Origin of the sequence: Rhizobium sp. AB2/73 (assembly GCF_020871915.1) — a bacterium.
GTDB classification, from domain to species: Bacteria; Pseudomonadota; Alphaproteobacteria; order Rhizobiales; family Rhizobiaceae; genus Rhizobium; species Rhizobium dioscoreae.
The window spans coordinates 851,310-864,842 of sequence record NZ_CP067073.1; the positions used below are offsets into that span (position 1 = coordinate 851,310).

Genomic DNA, 13,533 nt, shown 5'->3' on the forward strand with positions numbered 1-13,533 from the left:
TAAAGCGCTTAAAGTCCAGTCGATCTCAGAACTTGGGCACTGTCTTACCGGCCTTTCGATAAGCAGCAATGACGGTATTGGCCATCAGCATTGCGATGGTCATCGGTCCGACACCGCCGGGAACCGGCGTGATCGCGGCGGCAACATTCGAGGCTTCCGCATAGGCGACATCGCCCACCAGCCGGCTCTTGCCTTCGCCACGCTCCGGTGCCGCGACCCGGTTGATGCCGACATCGATGACAGTGGCGCCGGGCTTGATCCAGTCGGCCTTGACCATCTCGGGACGGCCGACGGCCGCCACCAGAATATCGGCGCCTTTGGCGACCGAGGCGAGATCCTTCGTGCGCGAATGCGCCGTCGTGACCGTCGCATTGGCATTGAGCAGCAATTGCGCCATCGGCTTGCCGAACAGGTTGGAGCGGCCGATGACGACGGCATTCAGACCCGACAGGTCCTCGCCATGCACCTGTCGCACCAAAAGCATGGCGCCGGCCGGCGTGCACGAGATCAGCCCGGTTTCGAGATCGCCGGTGGCCAGCTTGCCGGCATTGACGACATGCAACCCATCGACATCCTTCTCCGGCCGGATCGACTGAATGATCGCATCGGCATTCAGATGCTTCGGCAGCGGCAGCTGCACGAGAATGCCGTGGATGGACGGATCGTCGTTCAGCGAGGCCACCAGGACAGCCAGCTCTTCCTGCGTCGTTTCTGCCGACAGCGTGTGCTGGATGGACTTGAAGCCGCACTCCTTGGCCATCTTGCTCTTGGAGTTCACATAGGCGTGGCTGGCCGGATCGTCGCCGACGATGACGACCGCAAGCCCGGTCTTCACGCCGGCCTCCGCCTCAAGTCCCGCTGATGCCGCCTTCACGGCCTCGATCACCGAAGCTGCCGCTTGTTTCCCGTCGATCACTGTCGCGAGCGCCATCACTTACCCCATGCGCTCGGAGGCGTAGGATCCCGGGCTTGCCGGGAAGACGACGGTGCGGTTGCCGTTCAAGAAGGTGCGATAGTGGATATGGGCATGGATGGCGCGCGCCAGCACCTGGCTCTCCACATCGCGGCCGATCGAGACATAATCCTCGGCCGACTGCGCATGCGTGATGCGCGCCGTGTCCTGCTCGATGATCGGACCCTCGTCGAGATCGGCCGTCACATAATGCGCCGTCGCCCCGATCAGCTTCACGCCGCGCTCATAGGCCTGCTTGTAGGGGTTGGCCCCCTTGAAGGACGGCAGGAAGGAATGGTGGATGTTGATGATGCGGCCAGACATCTTCCGGCACAGCGCATCCGACAGCACCTGCATGTAGCGGGCGAGCACGACGAGCTCGGTGCCGGTCTGCTCGACGATCTCCATCAGCTGGGCTTCGGCCTGCGGCTTGTTGTCCTTCGTCACCTTGATGTGGTGGAAGGGGATGTCGTGATTGACGACCACCTTCTGGTAATCGAAATGGTTGGAGACGACGCCGACGATGTCGATCGGCAATGCGCCGATCTTCCAGCGATAGAGCAGGTCGTTCAGGCAATGGCCGAAGCGCGACACCATCAACAGCACCTTCATGCGCTTCTTCTCGTCATGGATCTCCGCATCCATGGCGAACTTTTCGGCGATCGGCTTGAAGCCTTCGACGAGCGCTGCCTGGCCCACGCCTTCTTCCGAGATGAAGGAGACGCGCATGAAGAACTTGCCGGTATCGAGATCGTCGAACTGGCTGGAATCGACGATGTTGCAGCCCTGCTCGGCCAGATAGTTCGAGATCGCCGCAACGATCCCACGCGTCGATTGGCAGGATACTGTGAGCACATGGGTGGTCATGACAATCCTCTGTCGAACCGCCATCGAGCGGTCTATTCGAGTTGATATTGACAAGATGAGGGAGATCAGGCGGCGAGCAGTTGTTTCAGCTTGATCTCCGGTGCGGCAAGCGCTGCCGGATCGGGATGGCGTCCAGCGGCGATCAGCATCTCGGCGAGCCGGATATCGCGAGCGATCGCGTTGCCTGGTCCGATGCCGCTCGCGGCAAGCAAGCGGCCATCGGCGCCAAGATGGAAGAGGATGAATGCCTCGGTCGACAGATCACGTCGAACCGTCGTTGCAGCCCCCTCGACAAGCCCCGCGATCTGCAGCGTCAGGTCGTACTGGTCCGACCAGAACCACGGCACAGCGACGCTGATTTCTTGTGCGCCCATCATGTTGGCGGCGGCAAGCGCGCCCTGCTCATGCGCATTACGCCAGGACTCTAGCCGGATACGCCGACCACCGTAGTGGCCGATCGGAAAGGAGCAACAGTCCCCGGCCGCGAAGATATCGGGATCGCTTGTTTGCAGATGCTGATCGACCGCGATACCGTTGTCGATGACAAGGCCGGCTGCATCGGCGAGCGCCACATTCGGAATCGAGCCGATACCGAGGACCAAAAGGTTCGCCACAATCACCCGGCCGTCTTCCAACGAGATGCGCACGTCACTCGGTCGTTCATCGATCGCGGCTATTTTGATACCCAAGAGAAGGTCCACGCCCGCGTCGCGATGGCGGTTGGAGACCACGTCGGCGATTTCGGCTGGGACGCCGCGGGTAAGAACGCGCGGTAGGCTTTCGAGAAGCGTGACGCTTGCGCCCAGTTTTCGGGCGCTAGTGGCAAGCTCCAGGCCGATGAAACCGCCGCCGATGATCGCGATATGGTTGCCTTCGGCCATGTGCGGGCGGATGGCGGAGGCATCGCCATAGCTGCGCAGGACGCGGATGCGGCCGTTCGAACACGGCACCCCTGAAAGTTCTCGCGCACTGGCGCCAGTTGCCAGAAGAAGCTTGTCGTACGGAAGTCGGGAGCCGTTCGAAAGCGCTACATTTCTTCCGTTCCGGTCGATTGCGGTCACCGATACGCCGGTGACTATGCGGATGCGCTCCGCCTCGAAGCGAGCGGCATCGGCAACGAAAGTCGGCTGGGCACCCGCGACGATGGCATCTTTAGAGAGTGGTGGCCGCTCATAGGGCAAGAGCGGTTCGGTACCGACAAGTGTGACAGCGCCGTCGAAACCCCGTTCACGCAGCGCAAAGGCTGCGCGCGCGCCGCACTCTCCGGCGCCTACGATGACAAAAGAGGGCATGGCCAAGCCTCGCGTGAGAGAGAAAGTAAAACGTATTCCGAGCAGATGCCTCAGCCCGGCAGTTCGACCAGCACCGTTCCATCCTCGATGCGCGCCGCGTACACGTTGAGGTTCTTGCATACCGGCAGGCGCTTGGCCTCGCCTGTGCGGTAGTCGAAAATGCCGGAATGCTTGGGGCATTCGATCTCGTAGTCCATGACGAGTCCATCGGCGAGGTGAATAGCCTCATGAGTGCACAGCCCATCGGTGCAGAAGACCTCGTCGTCCGGGGAGCGATAGAGCGCATAGGTTCGGCCGGAGTGGTCGAAGCGGCGCGCTCCTTCCTGTTCGATATCGTCGAGGCGGCAGGCGGAAATCCAGTTGGTCATGATGTCCTCGTTACTTTGTCGCGGTTGCCGCATTGGCGCGGGCCTTACGCTTTTTATATCGTGCCTGCATCCGCGCATCGCTTTCGTTGGTCCCGTCGTGCCAGGTACCGAACCACTTGTCGAAAGGTACAAGGCCGTCGCCGTAGTTCACTTCGAAAAACTTGTGATGCAGGTAATGGGTATAGGCATGGCTGTCGATCGCTGCCTCCGCACCCAGTTCGATCTTGTCGAAACCAAGATGGCCGACGACCGCCCCGAAGCCGGAATAGTGCAACTGATAGATCGCAAGAACAGGATTCGACGGAATGATAAGGTGGATCAGCGCGGAGGAAAAATAGAGCAATTGCTCCACCGGATGCATCGACAGCGATGACCAGGGCGACGGATTGACCGAGTTGTGGTGGACGGAATGGATCCAGCGATAAAGCGGACCCCAATGAATCAGCCGATGGATCACGAAGAAATGCGCTTCATGGAAAATCGGCATGACAAGCGCGATTGCGAACAGGTACCAGGGCTTCGCGGCGAAGGACATCCAAGGCACGAGCCCATTGGCGAAGGCATAGAGGATACCGACCTCCAATGCCGTCCAGATTGGAAGAGCGGTGCCGAAGGTCCGGATGATACCGTCGGCATTCTGGCTGTCGAAGAGGAAGGCCGGGTTCTTGGTGTCGCTGGGGAACTTGCCATTGTATTTGAAGCGGTTTTCCTGGGTGCGAAGGATATACAGGCGCAGTTCAAAGGCACCGTAAAACAGGAAAACGGCAACGCAGTTGACAAGGAAGAGCCGCAGGATCCACGCAATGTGGAAGGCTTTCAGGACCTCCGCTTCCGGCACGATGAAATGCCAATAGGCAACAGCGGAGGCGGCGAAGAGCACGTTCCACGGTAAGAAATAGTGTGGCAGCCATTTCAGGAAGGCCACCGGCTTCGGAGGAAGGGTGAAGACGGGGGCGGTCTCAATCCGTCCGTCGGGAGCCCAATCGCCCCGTTTGTTACGTTTGCCAAAGCTTAGGTCATCCATCGGGGTCTCCGTCAGATTGATTGGGCGAGAGTGGAGAAGCGTTCGAAGGCGGCGTCATCCATGTCCACCTGATGCTTCGTTTCGGGGTAGGCGCCGCTGGCGACATCGGCAGCAAACGCGCGGAAAGCTTCAACGCGTTTCCTCTGCAACTCAGCCGTGAGGGCGACGAAATCGGCGTATCGTTTGGCATGACGGGGATAGTGGTCCGCATGCGTGCCAAGCACGTCCGACGCGAAGAGATATTGCGTGTCGCAGGCCGAACCGCAGCCCATCCCCATGGTGATCATCGGCGTGTTGCGGGTGATATAGTCGGCGAGGCGCACTGGCACCACTTCGACCTCGATCGCTGCGGCGCCTGCATTCTCGAGATCTTTCACGGCGCGTAGCACACGCAGCGCTTCCTCCGGTGTCCTGCCGATCGCTCGGAAATTTGTCCATGTGGCGCGGTTTGGCACGAGCCCGACATGACCGGTAACCGGTATGCCTTCCCGCGCCATCGCCTCGATGAAATAGGGAGAATGCGAACAATAGACGGAGTCGGCGCCACGCTTCAACATCTGAAAACCGAGACGGATTGCTTCTTCCTGCGATGAAACGGCACCGTGAGGCATGCCCACCGACAGGAAGGCGAACGGCACGGCCGAGCGAATGGTTTCGAGATTGTGGTCCGGTTCGCAGGACAGGATGGTGATCCCGCACTCCACCGCTGCCGTGGCTTCCTCAGCGTTGTCAACATGCAGCTGAAGCCACTTGCGCGAGCCTTTTTGGCTCTGCAGATCATGGACCGTGGTGCGTCTTGTCATCAGATCTCCCCTCGATTTACGGGGCGATCATAGGATGGAGGTCGAACATCCGCCGCTAGTTTTCTGATCAAATCAGATCAAGCGGTATCAGAGATTTTCCCGAGTGATTGTAACGAACCGGATCGGATCGTTGGCGACGGGCTCGCTGACAAGGCCGAGGCGGGCGAGCATCAGATCAAGCGCGCGGCGCGCCTGAGCCTCTGGCGCCTGGTCCAGGACGACGGACATGACACCTTCGCGTAAGGCGGTTGCACTTCGCTCGGTAAGTTCATGGCCGACGAAGAAGATGTCCCGGCCGCGTGGGTGCTTGCGCAGGACCGATGCGAGCGAGGAATTGGCGCCGCCCGCATTGTAGAAGCCCACTAGGTCCGGCCACGCCTTGAGCGCCTCTACCAGCATTTCCGCGCTGCGGACAGCCTCGTCCTGCCCAAAAAGTATAGCGACAAATTTCATTCCGTCGCGCGGGCGCTCCGCGAAATAGTCGGAGAAACCGCGAATGCGATCGCGGTGAACCTGATATATCTGGCTGTGACAGAGCGCGACGACCGTACCGTCGTGCGGCTGCATTCTTGAGATAAATAGGCCAGCGCTTCGCCCAGCGGCGTAGTTGTCGATCCCGACATAGTTAGCCGCGACGTTTTCTGCCCGCGTGACGATCTGGATGATCGGAACGCCTTCAGCCTCTACCGAACGAAGCGCAGCGCGGACCTCCGGTTGGTCCGGTGCAGCGACGATAACGCCGGCTCGCTTTCCCTTAGGCTTTGCGATCCACTCCGCGATCAAGAGTGGATCTTGCTCATCCAGGAAGGTGCGATGCACCGCGATCGTTGAATCGAGCAAAGCGGCGCCTCGCCCGAAGGCCTGCGCGAGCCGGGAGTAGAACGTCGTCTCGGGTCGCATGAGAAGGACATCGATACGCACGATGCCGCGATGGAGATCCGGCAGCCGCTTCGGATAGTCGAGTGCACGTGCAGCGGCGGTGACCTTCTCTACAAGGGCGGGACGCACTCCTCCGCGCCCGTTCAGCACCCGCTCGACCGTTGCCGTTCCGACACCCGCAAGGCGCGCGATATTCTGGAATGTTGGCTTCATTTTTTGTATTCCACCTCAGCGGCCACCTGGCGGATTGATGCAGGATAATGGACGAGTGATATAGCAAAGCGAGTTAACGATCTCGTGCTTTAACACTTTTCTATTCTGACATGGTCACGGGAGATGCGGCACTGGTCAAGCGGGACGTCTCGAAAGGCGGTAATGGCGGTGCTCTTTCTTTCTTCGGCGTTTGCCGAGCTATAAACGAGAGTGGATCACATTGCAGACGAGGCGATCGTCCAAGCCGCCTTCGAAAAGTGGCGTGCAGGCACCTATGTCTTCGCGGAGCTTCTCGCTCCCGATGTCGTCTGGACGATCCATGGTTCCGGGCCGGTCGCGGGCACCTATCGCAACCAGAAGGATTTCATCGAACAGACATCGCGTCCCCTGACCAGCCGGCTCGCGACCCCGATCGCGCCGGAGGTGCACAACATCTTCGTTGATGGCGACGCGGTCATCATCCGCTTCGACGGAACAACGACCACGACGTCGGGCGCACCCTATCGCAATCAGTTCGTCGGGATACTCAAGATGAAGAATGGCCTCGTCGTCAATGCGAAGCCTTCCTCGACCTCGTTGCCTATCAGCAGGTCGTCGACAACAACGCCCCGCGTTCGCAATGACCGACACCGCGCGCCCGCGCGGTCCCCTGCAAACCGAAAATAGTACCACTTAACGGAGTCGACAATGCGCCAGCCATTTGCAGCACTCATCACAGCGGCCAGCCTTTCGTTTCAGCCAGCAGAAGCACAGGAGACCAATTTGCAGCCGAATCATCCGTACGCCGGCATGTGGGTCACCGACGACAATCGTGTTCGCCAGGAACTTCTGCCGAGCGGGCGCTATGTCGAGCCGCGCGGTGAGCGTGAGCGAGCTATGAGGGCCGCTATGAAGTCGACGGGACGCATATCGAGTACTGGGACGACACGGGCTTCACTGCCGACGGTGATTTCGTTGATCCCAACATACTGCACCATGGGGGCATGATCTTGCGTCGCAAGCCAGCGGCGCCCTGATTTATCGGGCGGGCCGCCGCGAAGGGGAACGGTGCAGAGCTACGAGCCGAGCGAGCCGAATTCATCTGACAGGGCAGACGCCATTCATCGCCGCACATCATCGTTGCTTGTCTACCTCTCGCAGAAGATCGATGAAGGCGCGCAGTGGTGACGGCATGTGCCGGCTGCGCGGGTAATAAAGCGCCAAGCCCGGTGTTGGCGGGCACCATTCATCAAGTACAGTTCGTAACTGGCGGGACGCCAGAAACGGCAGAGCAAAATAGTCGGGCACATAGGCGATACCGCGTCCGTCCACCGCCGCCTGCACAAGAAGATCACTATCATCGAGGGTGAGATTGCCCGGCACGTCGATCGCCACTTCGGCGCCGCGTTTTGAGAACTCCCAGCGATAACGCTTTCCGCTCGGCAGACGTTGGCGGATGCAGCAATGGGCGTCAAGGTCGCCGGGCGAATGCGGTGGTGCTCTACCCTCGAGGTAGGACGGCGCTGCCACGGCGATGAAACGCACGTCGCCGCCGAACTTTACCGCGACCATGTCTTTCGGAACAGCTTCCAACAGGCGGATACCGGCATCGAAGCCCTTTTCCACGATATCGACGAACCGGCCTTCCGATACCAGATCAAGCTCAACATCGGGATAGAGATCGAGAAAGCGAGGAACGACGTCGGTGAGCAAGATACGGGCGCCGCTCTTGTTTGCATTGATCCGCAGCGAGCCGCTTGGGGTGCCGCGCTCCTCCGAGAGCGTATCGAGTGCTTGATCGAGATCCTGCAGAACCGGGTCGAGTCGTGCGAGCAGCCGCGCGCCGGCCTGCGTCAGCGATACGCTCCGTGTCGTCCGATTGAAGAGGCGGACGTCCAGTTTTTCTTCTAATCCGATGATCGTGTGGCTGAGGGCGGAGCGCGAAACACCCATGACATCGGCCGCTCTGCGGAAGCTCTGATGATTGGCTACCGCTGCAAAGGCGGCGAGGTCGTTCAAGCTCGGGCGCATCATTCGTGAATTATCCTCACCACGTTATCTCAAATTGAAGATCTTATAGCACCAATCCTCGAGATCTACATTCGCGGATGAACAATGAGGAAAATTACATGACAAAGACATGGTTCATCACTGGCGGTTCCTCCGGACTCGGTCTCGAGATGACGCAGCAGTTACTCGCCCAGGGGCACAAGGTAATCGCCACGCTCCGCCGCCCAGGAACGCTGACGCGACTTCAGCAGAAATATCGCGAGGGCCTGGATACCGTCCAGTTTGATCTGGTCGAGCCGGGAAGCATTGCCTCGGCCGTCGAAGGAGCCTTTAAGCGGCATGGCCGCATAGACGTGATCGTCAGCAACGCGGGCTACGGCCTGTTCGGTGCGGCGGAAGAGCTCACGAATGAAGAGATCGATCGGCAGATCGCCACAAACCTCACAGGGTCCATCCATCTGGTCCGTGCCGCACTGTCTCATCTTCGCCGGCAAGGCGGTGGACGGATCATTCAAGTCTCGTCCGAAGGCGGGCAGATCGCCTATCCAGGCTTCAGCCTCTATCACGCGACCAAGTGGGGCATCGAGGGGTTCCTCGAATCCGTGGCGCAGGAAGTGGCTCCGTTCGGAATCGACGTCATCATCGCCGAACCGGGACCGACCAACACGAATTTCGGAGCCAATCTCGTCCACGCAGACCCCATGGATATTTACGATGATACCCCCGCCGGCTCCGTTCGCCGGGCGATCACTGACGGCAGCTTTCAGATCAAGGGGGATGCGGCGCGAACGGTGGCCGCAATCTTATCAGCCGCCGAGAGCGAGAAGCCGCCACTGCGGCTGACGCTGGGTAGCACGGCCTATTCGTCTATTTCACAAGCGCTTTCCGCACGCCTTTCCGCCCTTGAGGCGCAGCGAGACGTGGCAGTTTCCACCGACAGGCAGGAGCTGTGAACCCAGCGGTCCAGAAACACGGATCCAAGAACAGGAAAGGAGATAGCATGTCCATTCGATCAGCTCTGGCGGCTCTTGCCTTCGTTTCGTCTTCTGCTTTCGCGCAGGCAGCCGCTGAAAACCAGGTTGTAGGCACTTGGCGCATGGTATCGGCAACCATCAATCCCGGCGGCAAAAATATCGCTGCCTATGGAGAAAAGCCCAACGGTCTTCTCGTCTTCACGTCCGACATGCACTTCGTCGAAGTTCTGACCGACGCCGACGTCCCGCGGTTTGCTTCCGACGCTCGCGGCGAGGGGACGGACGATGAAAATCGCATGGCCATGTCACGCAGTATCGGGTTCTTCGGCACCTACACGGTCGATGAGAAGGGCGAATTCAGCGGCAACCGCGTCGAAGGCGCAACATTTCCGAACTGGGTCGGCAGCGTGCGAACGCGTGATGATCTCACGCTTGTCGTCGATGGCGACCGCATGACCGAGCAATTCCGCAGGCCGGAAGGCACTGAAATCAGAATCGAATGGCAGCGCGTGAAATGAGGCGCCGAGGCAAACTGCTGTAAGGCTCGACTCGAGGCGTCCGTTAGTCATTCGCCTGCCAGCTATAGCTTCTCATATAATCGAGAAACGCACGCATGGCGGCGCTCGGAAGTCGGCGGTTGGGGTAATATAAAAACCAGTGCGGCAAGCTGGGGCTCCAGTCGGAGAGAAGCTCCACCAGGCGGCCGGTTTGGATATGCGGCTTCGCATAGTCGTCGAAGACATGGGCAATACCTCTGCCCGCCAGCGCGGCTTGCAGTTCATTGTGTGCAGAGCTGACCGTCAAGCGGCCGGTGGGAGTGACTTCGATTTCCTCGCTTCCCTCGGTAAACCGCCAGTTTACGAGGTTGCCACCAGGGAAACGACGTTTGATACAGTCGTGATCAACGAGTTCCTGCGGCGTCCGCGGCTCTCCGCACCTTTTTATGTAGTCGGGCGATGCGACGATTGCATAACGAAGCGCGGGTCCAAGCGGGAGCGCAATCATGTCCTGCGCCAGCTGCTTGCCGAACCGGACGCCGGCATCGAAACCTTGTTCCACGATATCGATGACGGCCGCATCGCTGATGATCTCGATTTTCACTTCTGGGTAAACATCCATGAAGTCGAACGCGAGGGGGCAAAGAAAATGATCGACGGCCGGCGCCGGCGCGTTGATTTTGAGAGTTCCAGATGGACTATCCCGCAACTCGTCGATCTCTGCGATAGCGAGCCTGATATCGCCAAGCGCAGGCGCCAGACGTTCAAGGAGACGCTGTCCCGCCTCCGTTGGAAACACGCTTCTCGTGGTTCGATTGAGAAGCCGGATTCCCAGAACCTCTTCTAGGCCATTCATCGTTTGGCTTAAGGCTGACGACGAGACCCCTCGCTCGAGTGCTGCTGCGCGGAACCCGCCACAGCGCACGATGGCAACGAATACATCGAAGCTGTCCAGTCGGATTGGGTCCATTGCGAAGTTTTTCTAATCAGGCTGATCAACTTACCGCAGGTTATCAGATCAATCGCACCGTGTCATGATCGCCGAAACTTAAGCTCTGCCCTGCGGAAACCTTCGTCGCCCGCCATTCTCCGATCGAGGAAGGGTCGAAGCAGTGCGCCTAGAAGAAGGAAACACAGATGAATGCCTTCACCCTCAACAGGCGCGCAATCATGCTGTCCGCTGTCGCCGGCGCATCCAGCATGCTCCTGCCGAACCTAGGCAGTTCCGGGAGTGCCAACGCTCAGGCTGCGTCCCCGGCGGCCGGTAATGCCGGGCATTATCGCTTCCGCGTTGGAGAGATCAGCGCCACTGTCTTGAGCGACGGCGTGATTGGCGGTCCGCCACGCGTCTATGCCAGCAACGCCCCGGAAGCACAGCTTCAGGAGGTGCTGCGCCAAGCATTCCTGCCGACCGACCACATGACGCTCAATCTGAACACGCTTCTCATCGAAACCGGCGGCCGGCGGATCCTGATTGAGGCCGGCGCCGGCAAGACAATGGGCCCGAATGGCGGCCGGATCTTCGATAACCTCGCGGCAATCGGTCTTGGGGCTGCGGACATCGACGCGATCGTCATCTCCCATACCCATCCGGACCATGTCGGCAACTTGAGAACCTCAGACGGCGGCAAAGCCTTTCCTCGCGCCACCGTGTTTGTTCCGAAGGCCGACTGGGACTTCTTCGTCCGCACCGATCCGGACCTATCCTACATGCCGGTCCCGGAGGAGTTCCGTCTGCGCTTTGCGGCGAACATCAAGAACAGCCTTGCGCCGTTTATGAACGATGTCGAGCTCTATGAAGCAGGTGCAGAGATCGTCCGGGGCCTAACGACGATCGTCGCATCCGGCCACACGCCCGGCATGGCGACCTTCCTCGTCCATTCCGGCAACGACCAATTGCTGCTGACGGCAGACCTTGCCTATCACCCTATCGTCAATGTCGACAATCCCTGGCTGCCCGGACCCGACCGCGACAAGGAGACGGCTCTTTCCTCCCGCCGTCGCATCTTCAACAGGGCGGCTGCTGAACAGATGCCCGTGCTCGGCTTCCACTATCCATTCCCCGGCCTTGGCCGGATGCTGAAGACCGATGGCGGCTATGCCTGGGTCCCCGCCAACTGGCAGTTCTGACACTCAGAAACAGGAGACACCTGTGGACCAGTCGAACATCAACAGACGTTGTCTTCAGGCTCCGGCTTGAGTTAGCTCCAATCCAAAGCTGTCGAGAGGAAAGCTATCCTTCTGTAAGTCTGGCGATCCATGCAAAATCAGCCCAGTCGGAGGTTGTAGGATAGAGCGAAGCCTTTGCTCCTATCACGATGACTGGTGCCACTGAATTAGCCCCCGAAAGGCCCGGACATGCTCCCCCACTTAGCTAAGTGGGTAGGAGTAATGTTGGTAATATGACTGGTAGCAATTTTAAGATGGAAGTTCTCTCCGGGCCGGAACGTCGGCGGCGCTGGAGCACGGCAGAGAAGCTGGCGATCATTCAAGAGACCTACGAGGCGGACGCAACGGTGAGCATCGTCGCGCGTCGGCACGGCATCCAGCCGAACCAGTTGTTCGCCTGGCGCAAGCTGGCATCCCAGGGAGCACTGACGGCGACGGCCGCCGAAGAGGAGGTCGTTCCGGCATCCGAATACCGGGCGCTTCAGGCCCAGGTTAAGGAGTTGCAACGCCTGCTGGGCAAGAAGACGATGGAGAGCGAAATCCTCAAGGAAGCCCTCGAAATCGCCGGTGGCCCAAAAAAACGGATGTTGCGCTCGATCTCTCTGCCGAGAGGGATTTTGGAATGAAGACCATCTGCGAAACCTTGGGTGTCGCCCGCTCGAATATCGCTGCGCGTGCCACGGGTTCCCCTTCCAGAGCCAGAGGACGGCCGCCACTCCCGGATCGGGAGCTGGTGGAAGAAATCAGGGCCGTCATCGCCGACATGCCCACCTACGGCTATCGGCGGGTCCATGCCATCCTGCGCCGGAATGCCCGCGAACAGGGGCGTTCGTGGCCCAACGCCAAGCGCGTCTATCGGGTCATGAAGCTGCACAACCTGCTTCTGGTGCGCCACACCGGAGCGGTCGATGATCGCCGCCACGATGGTCAGGTCGCTGTCGAACGCTCCAACATCCGATGGTGCTCGGACGGCTTCGAGATCGGCTGCGACAACAAGGAGAAGGTCCGTGTCGCCTTCGCCCTCGACTGCTGCGACCGTGAGGCAATCGCCCATGTCGCCACCACGGAGGGCATCAAGAGCCAGGACGTGCAGGACCTCGTGATCACCGCCGTCGAGAACCGCTTCGGTCGCATCAACATGTTGTCCGAGCCCATCGAATGGCTCACCGACAACGGTTCGTGCTTCGTCGCCAGGGATACCGCATCCTTGCTCCGCGACATCGGCATGGAGCCGTGCACGACGCCCGTGCGCAGCCCGCAATCGAACGGCATGGCCGAGGCCTTCGTCAAAACCTTCAAGCGCGACTACGTCGCGGTGAACCCCACCCCGGATGCCGAAACCGTCATCGCGCAACTGCCGCTCTGGTTCGAGCACTACAACAATCTTCACCCGCACAGTGCTTTAGGATATCAATCACCGCGCGAGTTCATCAGCTCGCAATCTCAAACCTGAGCATGTCCGGTCTTTTGGGGGCAACTCCACGATGACTGGTGCCACGCAGAATA

Annotated in this window: 13 protein-coding genes and 2 pseudogenes; 6 read left to right on the top strand and 9 right to left on the bottom strand. The window is 59.8% G+C overall.

Annotation, left to right across the window (positions count from 1 at the left end; translation table 11 throughout):
* Positions 1–25: 25 nt before the first annotated feature.
* The 7 genes from folD to I8E17_RS30000 form a co-directional block, all read right to left on the bottom strand.
* The gene (gene folD / locus I8E17_RS29970) at positions 26–931 is read right to left on the bottom strand and encodes a bifunctional methylenetetrahydrofolate dehydrogenase/methenyltetrahydrofolate cyclohydrolase FolD (RefSeq protein WP_229002230.1); all 906 of its coding nucleotides are present in this window, start codon (positions 929–931) and stop codon (positions 26–28) included.
* Between the two features lie 3 nt (positions 932–934).
* The gene (purU, locus tag I8E17_RS29975; protein WP_219511703.1) at positions 935–1,819 is read right to left on the bottom strand and encodes a formyltetrahydrofolate deformylase; all 885 of its coding nucleotides are present in this window, start codon (positions 1,817–1,819) and stop codon (positions 935–937) included.
* Positions 1,820–1,884: 65 nt separating this feature from the next.
* Positions 1,885–3,111, bottom strand: a complete 1,227-nt coding sequence (locus tag I8E17_RS29980) for an FAD-dependent oxidoreductase (RefSeq protein ID WP_069615334.1) — start codon at positions 3,109–3,111, stop codon at positions 1,885–1,887.
* A 50-nt stretch (positions 3,112–3,161) separates the two neighbouring features.
* Positions 3,162–3,479: a MocE family 2Fe-2S type ferredoxin gene (locus tag I8E17_RS29985; protein ID WP_069615333.1), complete on the bottom strand. Its 318-nt coding sequence runs from the start codon at positions 3,477–3,479 to the stop codon at positions 3,162–3,164.
* A 10-nt stretch (positions 3,480–3,489) separates the two neighbouring features.
* A complete protein-coding gene (locus tag I8E17_RS29990; protein ID WP_113367510.1) occupies positions 3,490–4,503 on the bottom strand; it encodes a sterol desaturase family protein in 1,014 nt (337 codons plus the stop codon).
* An 11-nt stretch (positions 4,504–4,514) separates the two neighbouring features.
* Positions 4,515–5,306, bottom strand: coding sequence for a 3-methyl-2-oxobutanoate hydroxymethyltransferase (locus I8E17_RS29995; RefSeq protein WP_069615331.1), 792 nt, complete (start codon positions 5,304–5,306; stop codon positions 4,515–4,517).
* Positions 5,307–5,393: 87 nt separating this feature from the next.
* Positions 5,394–6,398: a LacI family DNA-binding transcriptional regulator gene (locus I8E17_RS30000; protein WP_069615330.1), complete on the bottom strand. Its 1,005-nt coding sequence runs from the start codon at positions 6,396–6,398 to the stop codon at positions 5,394–5,396.
* Between the two features lie 123 nt (positions 6,399–6,521).
* Here I8E17_RS30000 and I8E17_RS30005 point away from each other — a divergent pair.
* Positions 6,522–7,021: pseudogene (locus tag I8E17_RS30005) on the top strand (nuclear transport factor 2 family protein).
* Positions 7,022–7,085: 64 nt separating this feature from the next.
* Positions 7,086–7,414, top strand: a pseudogene (locus I8E17_RS30010) (Atu4866 domain-containing protein).
* A gap of 97 nt (positions 7,415–7,511) precedes the next feature.
* On the opposite strand, the gene I8E17_RS30015 reads toward I8E17_RS30010, so the two are convergent.
* Positions 7,512–8,411, bottom strand: a complete 900-nt coding sequence (locus I8E17_RS30015; protein ID WP_113367511.1) for a LysR family transcriptional regulator — start codon at positions 8,409–8,411, stop codon at positions 7,512–7,514.
* Positions 8,412–8,506: 95 nt separating this feature from the next.
* Here I8E17_RS30015 and I8E17_RS30020 point away from each other — a divergent pair, with 95 nt between their 5' ends.
* On the top strand, positions 8,507–9,340 hold the full coding sequence (locus tag I8E17_RS30020) for an SDR family oxidoreductase (protein WP_113367544.1): 834 nt from the start codon (positions 8,507–8,509) through the stop codon (positions 9,338–9,340).
* Between the two features lie 47 nt (positions 9,341–9,387).
* On the top strand, positions 9,388–9,879 hold the full coding sequence (locus I8E17_RS30025; protein ID WP_113367512.1) for a lipocalin-like domain-containing protein: 492 nt from the start codon (positions 9,388–9,390) through the stop codon (positions 9,877–9,879).
* Between the two features lie 43 nt (positions 9,880–9,922).
* Here the strand turns inward: I8E17_RS30025 and I8E17_RS30030 are convergent, their stop codons facing one another.
* Positions 9,923–10,828 carry a LysR family transcriptional regulator gene (locus tag I8E17_RS30030; protein WP_113367513.1) on the bottom strand — a complete coding sequence of 302 codons (906 nt, stop codon included), beginning with the start codon at positions 10,826–10,828 and terminating at the stop codon, positions 9,923–9,925.
* Between the two features lie 167 nt (positions 10,829–10,995).
* Between I8E17_RS30030 and I8E17_RS30035 the strand changes: the two genes are divergently transcribed.
* Together I8E17_RS30035 and I8E17_RS30040 are read left to right on the top strand one after the other, a co-directional pair.
* Positions 10,996–11,988 carry an MBL fold metallo-hydrolase gene (locus I8E17_RS30035; protein WP_113367514.1) on the top strand — a complete coding sequence of 331 codons (993 nt, stop codon included), beginning with the start codon at positions 10,996–10,998 and terminating at the stop codon, positions 11,986–11,988.
* Positions 11,989–12,260: 272 nt separating this feature from the next.
* Positions 12,261–13,480, top strand: a protein-coding gene (locus I8E17_RS30040) for an IS3 family transposase (RefSeq protein WP_219510925.1) whose coding sequence is annotated in 2 segments (ribosomal slippage) — positions 12,261–12,597 and positions 12,597–13,480 — 1,221 coding nt in all. Because the reading frame shifts where the segments join, the coding sequence is not laid out codon by codon here.
* Positions 13,481–13,533: the final 53 nt, after the last annotated feature.

Excerpts from the sequence above, each read along its gene's own strand:
- folD (WP_229002230.1), bottom strand. The coding sequence starts at position 931 with ATGGCGCTCGCGACAGTGATCGACGGGAAACAAGCGGCAGCTTCGGTG.
- purU (WP_219511703.1), bottom strand. The coding sequence starts at position 1,819 with ATGACCACCCATGTGCTCACAGTATCCTGCCAATCGACGCGTGGGATC.
- I8E17_RS29980 (WP_069615334.1), bottom strand. The coding sequence starts at position 3,111 with ATGCCCTCTTTTGTCATCGTAGGCGCCGGAGAGTGCGGCGCGCGCGCA.
- I8E17_RS29985 (WP_069615333.1), bottom strand. The coding sequence starts at position 3,479 with ATGACCAACTGGATTTCCGCCTGCCGCCTCGACGATATCGAACAGGAA.
- I8E17_RS29990 (WP_113367510.1), bottom strand. The coding sequence starts at position 4,503 with ATGGATGACCTAAGCTTTGGCAAACGTAACAAACGGGGCGATTGGGCT.
- I8E17_RS29995 (WP_069615331.1), bottom strand. The coding sequence starts at position 5,306 with ATGACAAGACGCACCACGGTCCATGATCTGCAGAGCCAAAAAGGCTCG.
- I8E17_RS30000 (WP_069615330.1), bottom strand. The coding sequence starts at position 6,398 with ATGAAGCCAACATTCCAGAATATCGCGCGCCTTGCGGGTGTCGGAACG.
- I8E17_RS30015 (WP_113367511.1), bottom strand. The coding sequence starts at position 8,411 with ATGATGCGCCCGAGCTTGAACGACCTCGCCGCCTTTGCAGCGGTAGCC.
- I8E17_RS30020 (WP_113367544.1), top strand. The coding sequence starts at position 8,507 with ATGACAAAGACATGGTTCATCACTGGCGGTTCCTCCGGACTCGGTCTC.
- I8E17_RS30025 (WP_113367512.1), top strand. The coding sequence starts at position 9,388 with ATGTCCATTCGATCAGCTCTGGCGGCTCTTGCCTTCGTTTCGTCTTCT.
- I8E17_RS30030 (WP_113367513.1), bottom strand. The coding sequence starts at position 10,828 with ATGGACCCAATCCGACTGGACAGCTTCGATGTATTCGTTGCCATCGTG.
- I8E17_RS30035 (WP_113367514.1), top strand. The coding sequence starts at position 10,996 with ATGAATGCCTTCACCCTCAACAGGCGCGCAATCATGCTGTCCGCTGTC.